Origin of the sequence: Amycolatopsis ultiminotia, from assembly GCF_039536925.1 — a bacterium.
Taxonomy (GTDB): Bacteria; Actinomycetota; Actinomycetes; order Mycobacteriales; family Pseudonocardiaceae; genus Amycolatopsis; species Amycolatopsis ultiminotia.
Genome location: NZ_BAAAZN010000018.1, coordinates 112,630 through 128,624, shown reverse-complemented (window position 1 = coordinate 128,624; position 15,995 = coordinate 112,630). Strand labels below are relative to the sequence as shown.

Sequence of the window (15,995 nt, the reverse complement as noted above, 5' to 3'; positions counted from 1 at the left end):
AACCCATGCACCCGGAAAGCGAAAACGCATCCGCCGGCGCGTCCGGCCAGGCCGCGCTGACCCCGGACGAACAAGCCGAGCTGGCCTGGCTGCGCGCGGAGAACTCGTTGCTGCGCGCCGAAAAGGACCTGCTGTTGAAGGCTGCCGCCGGATTCGCCGCAGACGCCGGCGCACTCCGGGCAGCCCGTCCGAGCGAGCCAAAGCCGCGTTGATCGGCACGGACCCCGGTCGAGGAGTCCACCACCCCCACTCACCCTGGAAGGCGAACGAGCATGACCGTCACTTCGGCACGCCACTGGCTGACCCCGGATGCCCATGCCCGCCTGGTCAGCGAACTCGCCGAGCTGGTACGCGGGCAGGACCGGGCAGGAACCACCGATCCGGACGATCCGGCCGCGGACCACGACGAGCACGACGAGTTCGTGCAGAACAGCCATCGGCTGGCGCGGATCCGCCGGATCCGGGAACTCCTGCGCCAGGCGGTCGTCGGCGAGGATCCGCCGGACGACGGGATCGCCGAACCGGGCATGGTGCTCACCGTTCGGTACGACGACGCGGACACCGCCGAGACGTTCCTGCTCGGCACCCGCGACGAGGTGGAACACAGTGACCTGGAGGTCTTTTCCCCGGATTCGCCGATCGGGCGTGCGCTGTCCGGCGCCAGGCCGGGCGAACAGCGGACCTACCGGGTCCCCAACGGTGCCGCGGTGCGGGTCACCCTCGTCAACGCCGAACCCTACGGACACTTCCGGCGTACCACCGGCCAGTAGACCAGCCGACGGTCGCGACGGAACTCGTTGCGCGGCAAGCCAACCGGTCCGAGCCGAGCCCGACAGGCAGTCGCACGTCCCCACCCGAACCGGATCCGGCAAAGCCCGCTACGGCAGCCCTTCCAGCTTGCGGGCTTCCCCGAAGGTGCGCCGGTATGCGGTGGGGGTGGTACCCAGCGCGCGCCGGAAGTGCAGGCGCAGGTTCGCGGCGGTGCCCAGTCCGCAGTCCCGCGCCACCTGGTCCACCGAGTGGTCCGTGGTCTCCAGTAGTTCCCGCGCGGTGCCGAGCCGGGCGTTCAGCAGCCACTGCAACGGGGTCGTGCCCGTCTCCTCGGTGAAGCGGCGCATGAAGGTGCGTTGCGAGAGGCCCGCGTGCCGGGCGAGCACGCGCAGGGTGAGCGGCTCGGCAAGCCGTTGCAGCGCCCATTCCCGGGTGCCGGACAGCGACGCCTCCCCGGCCACCGGAACCGGGGCGGGCACGTACTGGGCCTGACCGCCCTCCCGATGCGGAGCGGCGACCAGACCGCGCGCGATCTGGTTGGCCACCACCGCACCCAGATCACGGCGCACGAGGTGCAGGCACAGGTCGATGCCGCAGCACACTCCTGCCGACGTGAGCACCTCGCCCTGGTCGACGTAGAGCACGTCGCTCTCGACCGTGACCTCGGGAAAGTCCCGTTCGAGAGCGTCGATGTGCTTCCAGTGGGTGGTGGCGTGCAACCCGTCCAGCACGCCCGCCGCGGCCAGCGCGAAGGCACCCGTGCAGATCGACGCCACCCGCCTGCCCCGGTCACGGGCCTCGGCCAGTACCTCGAGCACCGCGTCCGGCGGACGCTGCAGCGGCTCGAATCCCGGCACGATCACCGTGTCGGCGGCCCGCACCTGCTCCAGGCCACCGCCGGCATCCAGGGTGAACCCCCCGGTGGTGGCCACTTTCGAACCGAGCGCGCACACCGTCATCTCGTAGGGCGTTTCCGGCCGGGCGTTGAAGATCTGCGTCGGGATCGCCAGGTCGAGCGGGGTGACCCCGTCCAACGCCAGCACCGCGACTCGCTGCACCACCATGGCAATATTCTAACGAAAGGGGGCACTTTTGCCACTCGCCAGGTCAGCGCGGTGGCGAGCAGGCTGGAACCCATGAACGGACCGACCCGCACCCGCCAGGCCGCCGACCTGATCGCGCTGCCCGGCACGCCGCTCACCGACGCCGTCGTGCACCTCGTCCAGCCGGTGGAAACGCCGTCCGTGTTCAACCACAGCATCCGCAGCTACCTGTTCGCCCGGCTCGTGGCCGCTCGCCTCGCCCTGGCCGACGGCCGCGACTACCGCGACGACCTGCTGTTCGCCGCGTGCACGATGCACGACCTCGGCGTCGCCTCGGACGGCAGGCACGATCAGCGGTTCGAGGTCGAAGGCGCCGACCGGGCCGCCGAATTCCTCACCGGGCGCGGAATGCCCGCCGCGGACGCGGACCAGGTCTGGCAGGCGATCGCGCTGCACACCTCCCCTGGCATCGCGGAACGCCGCGGGGTGCTGTGCGTGCTCGTCCGCGAAGGCGTCTCGCTCGATTTCGGCGGCCCGATGGGCGCCAACCACCTCGATGCGGTCACCGACGAGCAGGCCGGCGCCATCCACGCCGCGTACCCACGGCTGGAAATGATCCGCTCGCTCACCGACGCCATCGTCGCGCAGTCCGCGAAAAACCCGAAGAACGCACCACGGTATTCGATTCCCGGCGAATTCCTCCGCGAACGCGAAACCTATGGCCGGACCCGGATGGAGTACGCCTGCAGTTCCTCCCGATGGGGCAACTGAATCCCGACCCAGTACAAAACGAAAGGTAAGCACCACCATGAGCTTCCACACCGTCGAGATCCCCGAGGGTTCCGAGGTATTCGGACAGACCAGGGCCGCCTTCACGAACTTCGGCTATTCGGCCGCGGTCCGGGCGAACGGCCTGCTGTTCATCGCCGGAACGATCGGCCGCCGCGCCGACGGGGTCATCGCGGAAACCATCGAAGAACAGACCGAAATCGCCATCCGGCGCATCGAAGAAATCCTTCGGCTGGAAAATCTGGACCTGTCCGCCCTCGTCGACGTCACCAGCTATCACGTGGACATCCACGAGCACCTGGCCGGCTTCCAGAAAGCCAAGCAGCGCCTCGTCAAGCCGCCCTTCCCGACCTGGTCGCTGATCGGGGTCAGCGGTCTCGCGAGCCCGGGGCTGCTCGTCGAAATCCGCGCGACCGCCGCGTATCCCGACTCTTCCCGCTAACCCACCGCTCCTGGGCCCGGCACCCGGGCCCAGGAGCCCTGCGCGCCTCGAGGTTCGTCCGTCACGAAGACCGCACGGCGGCCCGGTCTCGCGCTGCCGGCCCCGATGGTCGTCTCGTTCCTGGCCGCTTCGAGCGCACCGACGCCGATTTGCGCCGGCTATTTCGCCGGCACCTTCGCGGCAGGGATCGGCTTCGGCGCCGGCTTTCAGAGCGGAGTCCGCACCGTCGTGCCCTCGGTCGCGGTGCACCCTCGCCCCGGCCACCCGGGACAACGCGGTGTTCGTGGCCCGGTCAGCTCCGGCGCCGGGCGTCCTCCAGGTAGTGCAGGACCGCGGCCACGCGCCGATCCACCCGGTCGGCCGGGGACAGCTCGAGTTTGCCGAAAATGCTGCGGATGTGCTTGTGCACGGCGCCTTCGGTGACGAACAGCCGCTCGGCCACAGCGGTGTTGCCCAGTCCTTCGGCCATCAGCGCGAGGACGTCCCGTTCCCGCGGGCTGAGCCGTTCCAGGCGGGTGTCCTGCCGCGTTCGGGTGAACAGCTGGGCGACCACCTCGGGGTCGATGGCGGTGCCGCCGTCGACCACTCTCTCCAGTGCGGTGAGAAACTCTTCGACCCGGCCGACCCGCTCCTTCAGCAGGTAGCCGAGCCCGCCGGCGCCACCGGCGAGCAACTCGCTCGCGAAGCTCTGCTCGACGTAGGCGGACAGCACGAGCACGGCCAGGTCCGGACGCCGCCGCCGGGCTTCGACGGCCGCGCGGATGCCCTCGTCGGTGTGCGAGGGCGGCATCCGCACGTCGAGAATGGCGACATCCGGCCGGTGCCGGTCGATGGCGGCCAGCACCTCGTCGGCGGTACCGGCCGTGGCGACCACGTCGAGCCCCTCGGCTCGCAGCAACAGCGCGAGGCCCTCCCGCAGCAACGGGTCGTCCTCGGCGATCACGATCCGGACATCAGGTTCCACTGGGCAGATCCACTTCCAGGGTCGTCGGGCCGCCGGGCGGGCTGGCCAAGCGGAGGGTGCCGTCGTGGGCGGCCAGCCGGCGGCGGATGCCGGTGATCCCGGAACCACCGGACTCGTCGGCCCCGCCCCGGCCGTCGTCGGTGACGGTGAGCCGCAACCGGCCGCCCCGCGCGCGGACGGCGACCGCGACCCGTCCGGCCCCGCTGTGCTTGGCCACGTTCGTCAATGCCTCGGCGACCACGAAATAGGCGGTCGCCTCGACCGAGGCAGCGCACCGTTCCGGCGCGTCCACCTCGATCCGGCAGGGTACCGCGGACTCCGCGGCCAGCCCGGACAGTGCACCGGCCAGGCCGCGGTCCTGCAGCACCGGGGGCAGGATGCTCCGCGAGATCGACCGCAGTTCGGCCAGCGCCTGTTCGGCCGCGGACTGCGCGCGTTCGAGGATTTCCCCTGCGCCGGACGGATCGCGCGCGACCTGGCGGCGGGCGGCACCCAGCAGCACGGTCACCGTGACGATCCGGTTCTGGCTTCCGTCATGCAACGCGCGCTCGATCCGGCGCAGTTCGGCGGCATGCGCATCCAGTGCCGCGGCGCGGGTGGCGGTCAGTTCGGCGATCCGCAGGGAAAGATCGGTGCCGGGATCGGCAGCCAGCAGCCGGCGCCCCGGGTTTGCCTGCACCCGCGCCATCCCCGGCGTGAGTCCGACGATGATGGCGACCCAGGCGATCCCGAGCAGGGTCACCGCAAGTGCCTCCGGCCAGGAGTGCGCGACACCGAAACCGAGCGAGGTAGCGGTGGTGTCCTGTGGGAAGAACCGCCAGTAGAGCGGAAACGCCAGATCCCGCACGGCGGAGACCGGCAGCCAGATCCCGAGCAGCCCCAGCAGCAGGCCGAGCGTGGCGTGCCGGACCAGCCAGCGCAGCTCCCGCCTCGTGACGGGGTCGGCGACGGCGAGCCGCAGCCGCGTCGGCGGCGGCTCGGGATCGAGTACCTCGAACCCCGCCCTGGTCAGCCTGCGGCGTTCCCGCCCGGCCAGCGCGTGCAGGGCAGCCAGGACGAGTGGCGCCAGCAGCAGGCCGACGCCGACCACCGACGTCACCGCGGCGATCACCACCAGCACGAGCACCCCCACCGCCGGGATCGCGGTGCCCACCCCGCCGACAAGCTGCCTGAGCGCAGTGCCCGCGGCCTTCGACGAGCGCAGGGCAAGGGCCGGCACGTCCGGCTTCCGGTCGTCGTCGGTCCGCGGGTGCGTTGCCATCCACCTTCCCCTCTTCGTCCTGACCGACCTAAACAGCTGGGCGCGAGGTTGTCAGCCCGGCTGCCGCAAAAGTACAGCCTGCTGTACCACGACCGGGCGGCGTACGGGATGGGCCGCAGCACCCGGTCCGCCATAGCGTCCCCGGCATGACGATGACGAACTCATCCCAGCCCAACGACACCTCCCCGGTATCTCGCGGACACATCGCCAGGACGCTGCTCTGGACCCTCGTGGTGATCAGCGCGATCGCCAACATGGTGGCCTCGTTCGTCGGCGATTCGACCTGGCCGCATGTGGTCTGCGGTGCGGTCAGCGTGCTCTGCGTGGGCGTGCTGGTGGCGGGACGGCTGCGGAAACGCCCGGATCAGTGAGTCCGCACGAAATCTCTTACCGACAGAACACCCCAGGTGAAAGGACCCGGAAAACATGGAAACCCCATCCGATACCGAGGAGCTGTCCGGCAACGGCGTGCGCACCGTGCGCACCTCCGTTCTTCGCCGTCGTCCGCTGACCTCGTTCTTCGTACTGGCCTTTGCACTGAGCTGGCTGGCGTGGCTGCCGTACATCCTGTCCGGCAACGGAATCGGCGTCTGGCACTTCAGCTTTCCCGGCGGGGCCATGGGCAGTCAGCTCCTCGGCGTGCTGCCCGGGGCCTATCTCGGTCCGATCGCCTCGGCGCTGCTGGTGACCGGGGCCACCGAGGGGCGCGCCGGACTCCGCGTCTGGCGCCGCCGGATGACCAGGTTCCGGGTGCGCTGGTACTGGTACCTGGTGGTGCTCGTCGCGGTACCCGCGGTGCTGGTCCTCACCACGGTCGCGCTGACCGAGCAGAGCCCGGTGCTGCCGCCGCTGGCGGTGCTGACCGCCTTCCTGCCCGGTCTGCTGCTCCAGATGATCACCACCGGTCTCGCCGAGGAGCCCGGCTGGCGCGAGTTCGCGATGCCGCGGATGCAGCAGCGGCTGGGACCGGTGCCCGCCACCCTCGTCGTCGGCGTCCTGTGGGGTGCCTGGCATCTGCCGCTGTTCCTGACCGAATGGGGCGGTCCGGCAGACAGCCTCCGCCAGCCGCTGGAGTTCCTGGGCACCGTGATCGCGTTCAGTTTCGTGATGACCTGGGTCTTCAACCGCACCGGCGAAAGCATGCCACTGGTCATGTTGGTGCACACCAGCGTCAACAACTTCTTCTCGGTCGCCTGGTCCTCGGTGTTCCCGAACGTCGCACCCGACTACACGACGCATGCGTTCCTGGTCGGTTCGATGGCCGCAGCACTCGTCCTGCTCGTCGCCACCCGCGGCCGTCTTGGCCTGCCGCGGGCCGGCTCGTCACCGCAGCAGGCTGGTACCCCTCGTTTCGGGAATCCGGAGCAGCAGCGGTAGTGCGAGCACTGCCACGACGCTCGCGTAGATGGCCGGCGACAGCAGATTTCCGGTCCCGTCGACCAACAGCTGGCTGAACAGCGGGGCGGTTCCGCCGAAGATTGCGTAGGCGACGTTGTAGGGCAGTGCCATTCCGCTGAAGCGGACCTTTGTCGGGTACAGCTCCAGCACCGAGATCGCGCCCGCGCTCAGCAGGTTGACCGCCAGCAGCAAGACCAGCAGGGCAGCCACGACCGCGGCCAGGTTTCCGGTGCCGACAAGCAGATACGCGGGCAGCACGAGCACGATGGCCGCGACCGCGCCGAGGCGGAGCTGGATCCGCCTGCCGTGCCGGTCCGCCAATACGGCCAGCACCAGCCCCACCGGAATGCTCAGCACGTTCACGATCGTCAAGATCCAGAGCACCGAAGACGCCGGGAAACCGGCCGCCTGCTCGAGATAAGTCGGCATGTACCCGAGGAAGCTGTGCGTGAACAACCCGAGAACGGCGAAGTAGGCGAACAGGATCAGCAGGGTCCGCCCGTGCCCGCGCAGCAGTTCGCGGAACGGGCGGACCGGCCGCTCGGCAGGCTGTTGTGCCTGCATTGCCTTGAACACCGGCGTTTCGTCCACCCGCATGCGCAGCACCAGGCCGACCAGTGCAATCACCCCACCGAGCAGGAACGGACCTCGCCAGCCGCCACCGGCGAAGCCGGCTCCGGTCATCGCCTGGAAGGCCAGCACGACGCCGGTCGCGCCGATGGTGCCGAGCCAGGTCGACGAACCGACCAGCGCCAGGTACCAGGCGCGGCGGTCGTCCGGGGCGTGTTCGACGCTGAACGCCATCGCGCCGGTGTACTCGCCGCCCGCGGAAAAGCCCTGCAGCAACCGGCACAGCAACAGCAGGATCGGTGCGGCGACGCCGATCTGCGCCCACCCGGGGATCACCCCGATCGCCGCGGTGGCCGCACCCATCAGGACGATCGAGATGCCCAGCGACGTACGCCTGCCGCGCCGGTCACCGATCCGCCCGAACACGATCGCCCCCAGCGGCCGGGCCACGAACGCGACGCCGTACACGGCGAACGCGCCGACCAGTCCGGCAACGTGGTTACCGGCCGGGAAGAAGGTCGCGGCCAGTGCCGCCGCGGTGTAGCCGTAGAGGGTGAAGTCGAACCATTCGACGAAGTTTCCGATCGACGAGGCGAACAGCACGGTCCGTCGAGACTTGCTCGCTGCCGTGACTGCGGCCGTTGCTGATGGTGCGGACCGGCTCATGACACCTCCGCGAGATCGTGGATCGTTCGAGTGTGCGCAGTGCGCCCACCGGGATCCATCGCGAGATGTCGCGTCGGCCCGCGCCTCGCCGCGACATGTGTCACTCGCCGCGGGGCCGGAAAACTCAGCCGCCGAAGTGGTCGCGGTATGCGGTGGCGATGGCGCGGAGCTTGAGCCCGAGGTGCAGCATGAGCCGGTCGTCGCCGTTGTCGAAGTTGCAGCCGGTGATCTGCTCGACGCGTTTGAGACGCTGGTACAGCGTGGCGCGATGGACGCTCAGCGAGTCCGCGGTGCGCTGGATGTTGCCGCCGTGGTCGAAGAATTCGGTCAGCGTGCCGATCAGCACCTGGTGGTTGTCCTCCTTTTCCAACGCCACCAGTGCCGGCACCGGCGAGGTACCCAGCAGGTCGTCCAGCGGCAGTTTCAGCAGCAGTTCGTACGGGCCGAGCTCGCCCCAGCGGGCGAGTTCGCCGATGCCGGGCAACAGCAACGCGGCGCGGGCGGCCAGCAACGCCTGCTGGTAGGAGGTCACGACGGCGTCGAGTCTGCCGACGGTGCCGCCCAGTCCGAAGACCAGCCGGGCCCGGTCGTCGGTGAGCCCGCGGAACCGGCTGGTGATCCGGTCGGCGACGGAATCCACCAGCGCCTTCGCCGGCGGCCGTTGCCGGACCAGCAGGATCCACGCACGCGACCGGTTCGCCACCATCAGTGCGACGTCATCGCCGACGGTGCGGACCCCGTCCTCGATCGCGGCTTCGAAGGCGACCTGCTGCGGGGCCGAGGGCGTCTGCGCGATCCGGCATTGCACGGCGAGCACGGTGAACTGCGTGCAGTCGTCCCCGAAAAGCTGCTCGGCGCGCAGATCCTCGACTGCCTGGACGCGCACCGCGAGATCGGGCGAAACGAGTTCCCGCAGGATGCCTTCCTGCCTCGCCTTCGAGCGTTCGTGCAGCAGCAGACGGCGGTAGAGCAGCGCACCCGCGGTGGCCGCCGCTTCGGCCGCGGCGGTCGTCTCGCGGTCGGTGAACTCGCCTTCCTTGTCGATCAGCCACAGGTAACCCAGCAGCATTCCGTTGCAGCGCACCGGGGCACACAGCCGTGGCAGCGCGCCCTCGAGGTCGACCCTGCCCGGAGCAGACCATCGCGCGATGCCGAGCGCGAAGATCCGGTCGGCCACCGCGGGATCGACCGAGCGATTGAGCACGGACGAAACGCGCTGCGGATCCTCGTCGCCGAAGTGGCGGCTCGCGACCAGCAGCCGGATCGACGGATCGTCGATCGCGACCGAACGCCGCAGCCGCTCGGCAAGTTCATCCACAATGGACTGGAGGTCGATGTCCGACATGGCACCCTTCCCGCTCGGCAGCAGGCGGTGCCGGGCACCGCCTGCCGTCCAAGGTAGACCGGAGGGCCGGGACACGCCCGCGCCATCCGCTCACCCGGGCGGGTGCTCAGCCCATCACCGTGCCGGAACTACCGGTGTTGTGCCCGCGCCGCCGGGAAAAGCTGCCGAGGTCGATCGCCAGTCCGGTGTGCGCGCCCTTGTACTGCACGGGTGCCCGATCGTGCTCGGCACCCGCCTCGACCTGCTCGATCAGGGTCGCCATCAGCCTGCCCACCACCGGTGCGTTCTTGAACTGGTTGCCGCTGGTGCCGATCGCCAGGTAGAAGCCGGGCAGCTCGGTCCGGTCGTAGATCGGGGTCCAGTCGTCGGCGACGTCGTAGACGCCGACCACCCCGCGGGCCCGGTTCGGCACCCGCAGCTCGGGCAGCCGGCGCGCCGCCCGCGTCACCTGGGCTTCGAACACCGCCATCGTCGGGTTGAGGTTCGCCTCGTCGGGATCGTCGAGCCACTGGAGCGGATCGCATTCCGGTTCGGTGCCGCCGATCAGCAGGCCGCCACCGACCTCGCCGCGGAAGTACGTGCCGAGGTCGAGGTCGCCGACCGAGACCCCGACCCCGCCTGCCGGGTGGTAGCCCTCGGGCGCGAGCACGTGCGCGACCTCCTGCCGCATCGGCCGCACGCCGACGGTGAAGTCCGATCCGACACCGGCCAGTTCGTTCAGCTTCCCCGACCACGGGCCCGCGGCGTTCACCACGACCGGAGCGGAGATCCGCGTACCGTCCGCCAGCACCACCGAGCTGACCCGGCCGTCGGCGGATTCGACCGCGGTCACCTCGGCGCGGAAGCGGAACTCGACGCCTTCGATGGCCGCCGCGGCGGCCAGGTTCTGCGCGGCCAGCCGGGGATCGGTGACGTAACCGGCGTCGGGCGTGTAGACCCCGCCGAGGGTGCCCTCCGGATCCGCCCAGAACCGGTCGTCGTCGATCCGCTTGGGCGGCCAGTACCGTCCGGCGTCGATACCGGGCACCCGTTCGGCGAGCGTCGCGGCGTCCCATTCCTCGTACCGGACCCCGACCTCGTCGAACAACGGCAGCCAGTCCGCCCGCGGGGCCACCGCCACGTCGAGCATCACCATGCCGCTGCGTTCGAACCTGGCCAGGTCCCCGACCTCGTGGCCGAGGTGCTCGGCCCACGCCGACCAGCAGAAATGCGCCTCCCATGCAGCCGTCACCCCGGCGAGGGTGGAGAAGTTGTACCGCACCACGGCACTCGACGCGCTGGTCGAGCCCTGCCCTGCCCCGCCTGCGCGGTCCACGACGACCACCCGGCGAGCCGTCTTGGCCAGCTCCAGCGCGATCGCCGATCCGATCACGCCGGCGCCGACCACCACCGCGTCCGCGCTGACTTCCGAGCTCATGGTTCCCGTCCTCCCTGCGATTGTCGTGCCCCACGGGACGGGTTCAGTGTGCTTCGCCTGCCGCGTCGAGACAGCCAGCAACCGTCACGTCCGAAGCACCGCAGGCACGACATCTGTAGCCGGGGGTGCCGGCACGCGGCAGGCGTCGACACGTGTCGCGCCACTGCCACGCAGCACTCGACGAATGTCCATGGCCACCCGCTCCGGCGAGGCACACAGTGAACGGAAACCTCCACGAGCGGGAGTACCCATGTGGCTCGCAGGCGCGACCGTCATCGACGGCACCGGCGCAGATCCGGTCCCCGGCCAGGCTGTTCTCCTCGAAAACGGGCGGATCGCCGCGGTCGGCGGCTCGCCACCGGCCGGAGCGGACGTGGTCGATCTGTCCGGGATGGTACTCACCCCCGGGCTGATCGATGCGCACGTCCACCTCGGGTTGTCCAGTGACCTGGACCGGATGAGCACCACCAGGCAGCTCTCGGTCGCCGAACTGGCCGCGGATATGTTCGACAACTGCCGCCAGACCCTCGAATCCGGCTTCACCACCGTCCGCGACACCGGCGGGGTGGACCAGGGCATCGCGCACGTGGTCGAGACCGGCAAGGTGCCCGGCCCTCGCGTCATCCACTGTGGACCGATACTGGCGCAGACCGGCGGACACGGTTATCTCGGCGCGGACTGGGATTCCGCGGAGGACTGGGCCGCCCGGCAGATCCCGGGACTGCTCGCGACGTCGCTGCTGTCCGACGGCCCGGACCAGGTTCGGCACAACGCACGGGAGGCGTTCCGGCGCGGCGCAACGTTCCTGAAAATGTGCGTCACCGGCGGTGTGGTGTCCCGGCACGACAAGCTGAGCGACACCCAGTTCACCCACGACGAAATCGCCGCCGCGGTGTCCGAAGCCACCGCCCGCGGCACCTATGTCACCGTGCACGCGCACAACAACGAAGGCCTGCGCACCGCGATCGAAGCCGGCGCGAAATGCGTCGAACACGGCACGGCAGTGGACGAGGAAATGGCCGCGCTGCTGGCCGAACGCGGCGTCGCGCTCGTGCCGACGCTGTCCGTCGTGTACGCGTTGAAGGAAGACTCCACCGCGGCTGGGCTGCCCGCGCACATCGGTGACCGCGTCGGCAACGCCATCGAAGGCCAGACCGCCGCGATCCACCACGCGCGGGCGGCCGGCGTGCTGATCGGGTCCGGTTCGGACTACGTGGGGCCGAAGCAGCAACACCGTGGCCTGGAACTGGTTCTGCGCAGCGAGATCGAGACTCCGATGCAGGCACTGGTCTCGGCCACCCGGGACAACGCCCGCGTGCTGCGCATCGACGGCGAAGTGGGCACGATCGAACCGGGCAAGATCGCCGACCTCACCGTGTTCGGCGCCGATCCGCTGGCCGATCCACCGGTGTTCGATCAGCCCGATCAGGTGAAAGTCGTGCTCCAGCGCGGCCGGATCGTGAAGGACGTCCGCTGAACAGCGCGAGCGCCGTCCGGCGGCAAGCGGTACAACCGTGCACAACGCTGTGCCACCGAGGAGGAACATGACCAGCACAACGGCAGCCGAACCGGGCCGGGTCGGGCCGAAAGAGCCCGTGCACGGCAAACGCGCGGTGGCCTCGAGTCAGCACCGGATCGTCACCGACACCATGCTCGACACGTTGCGTGACGGCGGGAACGCGGTCGACGCGGCGATCGCGGGCAGCCTGGTGCAGGCCGTCGTGCAGCAGGACATGACCAACCACACCGGCACCGTCACCGCGCTCGTGTACGACGCGAAGACCGGCGAGGTCGCCGAGCTGAACAGCATGGGGCGGATCGTCCCGGGACTGGCGCCGTTCGCCCCGGTCCCGGCAGGCAAGGGGCTGTACGCCGCGGCACCCGGCACGCCCCGCGCGGTCACCCCCGGTTTCCTGCCGGGGATGAAGGCACTCTACGAACGATCGGCCACCCTGCCGTGGGCCCGGCTGTGCGCACCGGCGGTCCACTGGGCCGAGGAAGGCCACCGGGTCACGTCGTTCGAACACCTCGTCATGGCGCAGACGGTGGACTTCTTCCTCTACACCGAATCCGGGCGCAAGCACTTCACCCCCGGCGGGCACCTGCCGCAGGTCGGCGACCGCTGGGCGGCACCGGAACTCGCCGAAACGATGCGCAACCTCGCCGCGGACGGACCGGACTACTTCATCACCGGCAAGTGGGCGCAGGACTTCGTCGCACGCGGCAACGAACTCGGCTGGCAGGTGAAGCTGGAACACCTCAGCGCGATCCCGCCGCGGTGGACGTCCGGGCACCGGTGGGAGCACCGGGGCGCCACCGTCGTGCAGCAGGCCGCGCCGGAGCGGCAGGGCATCTACTGCCAGATCGTGCTGGGCATCCTCGACGAACTCGACGTCGCCTCGATCGGGCACTGGTCGGAGAACGCGGAGGCGCTGTACTACCTCGCCCACGCGCTGCGCCGGGCCGCACACGAGACCGGCCTGCTCAACGACCCGGATCTCTTCGGTGACACCACCGGTCCGCTCACCTCGCCCGCGCTGATCAAGGGCTTCGCGGACATCCTCCGCAACGCCAAGGCACGCATCGACCTCACCGAGCATGTCAAGCTGACCCGTGGTGTGCCGGCAACGGCCGCCTCGGGCGCGGCCAAGCAGCCTGCCGGCAGCTGCGAGCTGACCGTCGTCGACGAGCAGGGCAACTGGGTGCAGATGATGAACACCCTGCAGAGCGGCGGTATCCCCGGCGAGGTCGTCGGCGGTGTGCCGATGGTCGGCAGCCACTGGATGAACAGCCTCGCCTCCCCGATCGAAGGCTGGGTGACCGGCGGCGGGCGGATGCGCTCGGTCCTGTCCAACACGATGGTGCTGCGCGAGGGCAAACCGTGGCTGTCGCTGGGCTCGCCGGGCAACGTGCACTGCACCGTGCCGCAGGTGCTGTCCAACATCCTGGACTTCGGCATGGACCCGTACGCGGCCGACGACGCGCCGCGCTGCCTGCCCTACGCGGACGACCACACGATCTCGGTCGAATCCCGGGTCGCGCCCGAGGTCCCGGCGGGGCTGGCCAAACTGGGCGTGCTCACCAATCCGCTGCCCGAGTACGACTACCACATGGGCACCTACCAGATGGCCTGGCTGGCCGAGGACGGCAGCCTGAGCACCTGCACCGGACCACGCAGGGAAGGTGTGGCCGGCGGGTTCTGAACCGGTCCGGCCGCGACGCACCGGGCGTCGCGGCCGCCCGGCCGGGCTCAGCCCAGCAGGTACCGGTCGAACCACTGCAGGGCCCGCGCGAGGAAGTCGAGCTGCGCGGGAAACGCCCGCACACCATGGCCTTCCTCCGGGTAGATCAGCAACGCCGAGGGCACCCCGTTGGCACGCAGGGCGTGGTGGAACTCGCGGGCCTGGCCCGGCGGTGTGCAGTGGTCGTGCGCGCCGGCCACGTTCAGGCAAGGGGTACGGGCGTTGCTCGCGTGCAACACCGGGCTGCGGGTGTGCGCCCTGCTGCCCGCCGCCTCCGGGTCCGCGTCGAGGAAACGGTTGCCCCAGGCCGAAATGTTGCTCGTGAAGCTCTGGCTGTACCAGTCGGTGACCGGGGAGATCGGCACCGCCGCGGCGAACCGGCGGTCCTGGGTGACCAGCCACGACGACATGAACCCGCCGTAGCTGCCGCCGATCAGGCCGATCCGGGCTTCCTCGGCGATCCCGCGGGTGACCAGCGCATCGATGCCGGACAGGTAATCCTGGGTGTCCTCGCCGCCCATGTCCCCGACCACGCGCCCGGCGAAGTCCTGTCCCCTGCCGCTGCTGCCGCGGGGATTGGGGTTGAGCACCGCGTAACCCTGCGCGACCAGCAGCGGCACCCACGGATACCGCATCGACCAGGAGTTCTGGAACGACCAGATCGGTCCGCCGTGGATGTTGACCACCAGCGGGAACGGTCCCTCGCCCGCCGGGCGGCAGAGGATCCCGTCGATCTCCAGCCCGTCCGGCGCAGTCCAGGTGATTGCCTCCGCCGTGCCCGCGACCGACAGCAGATAGGAGGTGCCCGGATGCGCCACCGACGCGAGCATCACGCGGCCGCCCGGTCCGGTGAACACCAGCTGAGGTGCCACCTGGTAGGAATCCTGCACAGTCAACGTCCGGCCGTCCGCGGTGAACGCGCCGTGCGGGTAGAAACTGCCGCCGCTGCACGACAGTTCCGTGGCGAAGACCTCCTGGATCCGCTCCTCGGGCAGTGCGACGATCCCGGCGACCGAGTCGAGCCTGCGCTGCCCGAAATAGCCGAGCCGGTCCGTGTCGAGCCATTCGACCTGGGTGACGTCCGTGCCCTCGGTACCGATCCGCCGCACCGCACCGGTTTCCGGGTCGACGAGCAGCAGATCGCCTGCAACCAGCCAGCGATCGCTGCACACCGCCTCGACCACGGCCACCTTGGTCCCGTCCGGCGACCCCGCCGGCAGACCCAGCTGAACCGCACTGCCGAGCAGCTTGCGCACCTCACCGTCGAAGCCCAGCAGGCTCAGCTGCGCGGTGTACCAAGCGTCTTCCCCCGGCTCGTCCGACGAGATCGCGACGACCCGGTCCGGGCCGCACCATCCGGCTTCCCAGCAGTTCAGGCCCTCCGGCGAGAGCCGCGTCAGCTCTTCGGTGGACACCGTGTAGACCCACAGGCTGCGCCAGGCCGCGTCATCGGTGCCGTCGTCGATTTCCGGGAACCACGAGGGTTTTTCCCGCTGCTGCTTCGCGTTCGTACCCGAACCCTGTCCACCGGACAGCTCCGCGCCGAGCCCGGCGACGCCGAGCAGAATCCGCTCGCCGTCGGGCGACCAGTGGGCGTACTCCACGGTCCCGGGCACCTCGGGAGCGGGAAGCGCCTCACCGAGGCGCCCGTCCGGCAGCAGCTGCAGCTGGAACACCCCGGCCTCGCGGCGGTCGGAGAGGAACGCGAGCATGTTGCCGTCGGGCGAAAACCGTGCCCCTCGTGCCGATCCCCGCCCGGCGGACACCGCGCGGAGTTCCCCGTCCTCGGTGGTGTACACCACCGTCCTCGGCAGCCCGCTGAGCTCGTCGAGCACCGCACCGGTCACCACCACGCGCTCGCCGTCGCGGGTCACGTGCGGCTCCCGGATCGCATGCGGACGACCGAACGCAGGCTCGTGCAGCGCCTGCAGGTGTTCCGTGACCTTCCGATAGGCCGTTGTGGTTTCCAGATCTTCCACAGTGTCTTCCCTTCCTGCCAGGGCCGGTCGTCCATCGTGCCGCCGTGCTCCTGCGACACGAACTCCACCGCAACCTCCGATTTCCTCTGCGGTACCACGGTGATTGTC

Annotated in this window: 15 protein-coding genes; 8 read left to right on the top strand and 7 right to left on the bottom strand. The window is 70.0% G+C overall.

The features are described 5' to 3' along the window. The first annotated feature begins 5 nt into the window (after positions 1 to 5). Together ABD793_RS32845 and ABD793_RS32840 are read left to right on the top strand one after the other, a co-directional pair. Positions 6 to 212 (top strand): hypothetical protein, encoded by a 207-nt coding sequence (locus ABD793_RS32845; protein ID WP_344867142.1) that lies wholly within the window; start codon positions 6 to 8, stop codon positions 210 to 212. 60 nt (positions 213 to 272) lie between these two features. Next, on the top strand, positions 273 to 770 hold the full coding sequence (locus ABD793_RS32840) for a GreA/GreB family elongation factor (protein WP_344867140.1): 498 nt from the start codon (positions 273 to 275) through the stop codon (positions 768 to 770). Positions 771 to 878: 108 nt separating this feature from the next. Here ABD793_RS32840 and ABD793_RS32835 read toward each other — a convergent pair whose 3' ends face one another. Then, positions 879 to 1,835: a GlxA family transcriptional regulator gene (locus ABD793_RS32835; protein ID WP_344867138.1), complete on the bottom strand. Its 957-nt coding sequence runs from the start codon at positions 1,833 to 1,835 to the stop codon at positions 879 to 881. Between the two features lie 72 nt (positions 1,836 to 1,907). Here ABD793_RS32835 and ABD793_RS32830 point away from each other — a divergent pair, with 72 nt between their 5' ends. Then, positions 1,908 to 2,585: an HD domain-containing protein gene (locus tag ABD793_RS32830; RefSeq protein ID WP_344867137.1), complete on the top strand. Its 678-nt coding sequence runs from the start codon at positions 1,908 to 1,910 to the stop codon at positions 2,583 to 2,585. A 37-nt stretch (positions 2,586 to 2,622) separates the two neighbouring features. Then, a complete protein-coding gene (locus ABD793_RS32825) occupies positions 2,623 to 3,045 on the top strand; it encodes a Rid family hydrolase (RefSeq protein WP_344867135.1) in 423 nt (140 codons plus the stop codon). Positions 3,046 to 3,337: 292 nt separating this feature from the next. Here the strand turns inward: ABD793_RS32825 and ABD793_RS32820 are convergent, their stop codons facing one another. Beyond that, positions 3,338 to 4,009 carry a response regulator transcription factor gene (locus ABD793_RS32820; RefSeq protein ID WP_344867133.1) on the bottom strand — a complete coding sequence of 224 codons (672 nt, stop codon included), beginning with the start codon at positions 4,007 to 4,009 and terminating at the stop codon, positions 3,338 to 3,340. Further along, on the bottom strand, positions 3,999 to 5,270 hold the full coding sequence (locus ABD793_RS32815; protein WP_344867131.1) for a sensor histidine kinase: 1,272 nt from the start codon (positions 5,268 to 5,270) through the stop codon (positions 3,999 to 4,001). Before ABD793_RS32815 ends, ABD793_RS32820 begins: the two co-directional genes overlap by 11 nt. Positions 5,271 to 5,416: 146 nt before the next feature. Here ABD793_RS32815 and ABD793_RS32810 point away from each other — a divergent pair, with 146 nt between their 5' ends. Both ABD793_RS32810 and ABD793_RS32805 read left to right on the top strand, forming a co-directional pair. Continuing rightward, the gene (locus ABD793_RS32810; RefSeq protein ID WP_344867129.1) at positions 5,417 to 5,641 is read left to right on the top strand and encodes a hypothetical protein; all 225 of its coding nucleotides are present in this window, start codon (positions 5,417 to 5,419) and stop codon (positions 5,639 to 5,641) included. Positions 5,642 to 5,696: 55 nt separating this feature from the next. Then, complete coding sequence (locus ABD793_RS32805) at positions 5,697 to 6,647, top strand: CPBP family intramembrane glutamic endopeptidase (protein WP_344867127.1); 951 nt, start codon at positions 5,697 to 5,699, stop codon at positions 6,645 to 6,647. On the opposite strand, the gene ABD793_RS32800 is transcribed toward ABD793_RS32805, so the two are convergent. The 3 genes from ABD793_RS32800 to ABD793_RS32790 form a co-directional block, all read right to left on the bottom strand. Further along, positions 6,594 to 7,904, bottom strand: coding sequence for an MFS transporter (locus ABD793_RS32800; protein ID WP_344867125.1), 1,311 nt, complete (start codon positions 7,902 to 7,904; stop codon positions 6,594 to 6,596). The two genes, ABD793_RS32805 and ABD793_RS32800, sit on opposite strands and share 54 nt — an antisense overlap. Before the next feature lie 124 nt (positions 7,905 to 8,028). Continuing rightward, positions 8,029 to 9,249, bottom strand: coding sequence for a PucR family transcriptional regulator (locus ABD793_RS32795; RefSeq protein ID WP_344867123.1), 1,221 nt, complete (start codon positions 9,247 to 9,249; stop codon positions 8,029 to 8,031). A gap of 106 nt (positions 9,250 to 9,355) precedes the next feature. After that, positions 9,356 to 10,666, bottom strand: a complete 1,311-nt coding sequence (locus ABD793_RS32790; RefSeq protein ID WP_344867121.1) for an NAD(P)/FAD-dependent oxidoreductase — start codon at positions 10,664 to 10,666, stop codon at positions 9,356 to 9,358. A 250-nt stretch (positions 10,667 to 10,916) separates the two neighbouring features. Here ABD793_RS32790 and ABD793_RS32785 point away from each other — a divergent pair, with 250 nt between their 5' ends. Both ABD793_RS32785 and ABD793_RS32780 read left to right on the top strand, forming a co-directional pair. Beyond that, positions 10,917 to 12,143 (top strand): metal-dependent hydrolase family protein, encoded by a 1,227-nt coding sequence (locus ABD793_RS32785; protein WP_344867119.1) that lies wholly within the window; start codon positions 10,917 to 10,919, stop codon positions 12,141 to 12,143. A gap of 67 nt (positions 12,144 to 12,210) precedes the next feature. Further along, positions 12,211 to 13,869 (top strand): gamma-glutamyltransferase, encoded by a 1,659-nt coding sequence (locus tag ABD793_RS32780; protein WP_344867117.1) that lies wholly within the window; start codon positions 12,211 to 12,213, stop codon positions 13,867 to 13,869. 47 nt (positions 13,870 to 13,916) lie between these two features. Here ABD793_RS32780 and ABD793_RS32775 read toward each other — a convergent pair whose 3' ends face one another. Beyond that, a complete protein-coding gene (locus tag ABD793_RS32775; RefSeq protein ID WP_344867115.1) occupies positions 13,917 to 15,887 on the bottom strand; it encodes a S9 family peptidase in 1,971 nt (656 codons plus the stop codon). Between the last annotated feature and the right edge of the window lie 108 nt (positions 15,888 to 15,995).

Bases quoted from the DNA above. Each gene is read 5' to 3' on its own strand.
- ABD793_RS32785 (WP_344867119.1), top strand. From the start codon at position 10,917: ATGTGGCTCGCAGGCGCGACCGTCATCGACGGCACCGGCGCAGATCCG.
- ABD793_RS32800 (WP_344867125.1), bottom strand. From the start codon at position 7,904: ATGAGCCGGTCCGCACCATCAGCAACGGCCGCAGTCACGGCAGCGAGC.
- ABD793_RS32840 (WP_344867140.1), top strand. From the start codon at position 273: ATGACCGTCACTTCGGCACGCCACTGGCTGACCCCGGATGCCCATGCC.
- ABD793_RS32835 (WP_344867138.1), bottom strand. From the start codon at position 1,835: ATGGTGGTGCAGCGAGTCGCGGTGCTGGCGTTGGACGGGGTCACCCCG.
- ABD793_RS32810 (WP_344867129.1), top strand. From the start codon at position 5,417: ATGACGATGACGAACTCATCCCAGCCCAACGACACCTCCCCGGTATCT.
- ABD793_RS32780 (WP_344867117.1), top strand. From the start codon at position 12,211: ATGACCAGCACAACGGCAGCCGAACCGGGCCGGGTCGGGCCGAAAGAG.
- ABD793_RS32830 (WP_344867137.1), top strand. From the start codon at position 1,908: ATGAACGGACCGACCCGCACCCGCCAGGCCGCCGACCTGATCGCGCTG.
- ABD793_RS32825 (WP_344867135.1), top strand. From the start codon at position 2,623: ATGAGCTTCCACACCGTCGAGATCCCCGAGGGTTCCGAGGTATTCGGA.
- ABD793_RS32790 (WP_344867121.1), bottom strand. From the start codon at position 10,666: ATGAGCTCGGAAGTCAGCGCGGACGCGGTGGTGGTCGGCGCCGGCGTG.
- ABD793_RS32795 (WP_344867123.1), bottom strand. From the start codon at position 9,249: ATGTCGGACATCGACCTCCAGTCCATTGTGGATGAACTTGCCGAGCGG.
- ABD793_RS32805 (WP_344867127.1), top strand. From the start codon at position 5,697: ATGGAAACCCCATCCGATACCGAGGAGCTGTCCGGCAACGGCGTGCGC.
- ABD793_RS32845 (WP_344867142.1), top strand. From the start codon at position 6: ATGCACCCGGAAAGCGAAAACGCATCCGCCGGCGCGTCCGGCCAGGCC.
- ABD793_RS32815 (WP_344867131.1), bottom strand. From the start codon at position 5,270: ATGGCAACGCACCCGCGGACCGACGACGACCGGAAGCCGGACGTGCCG.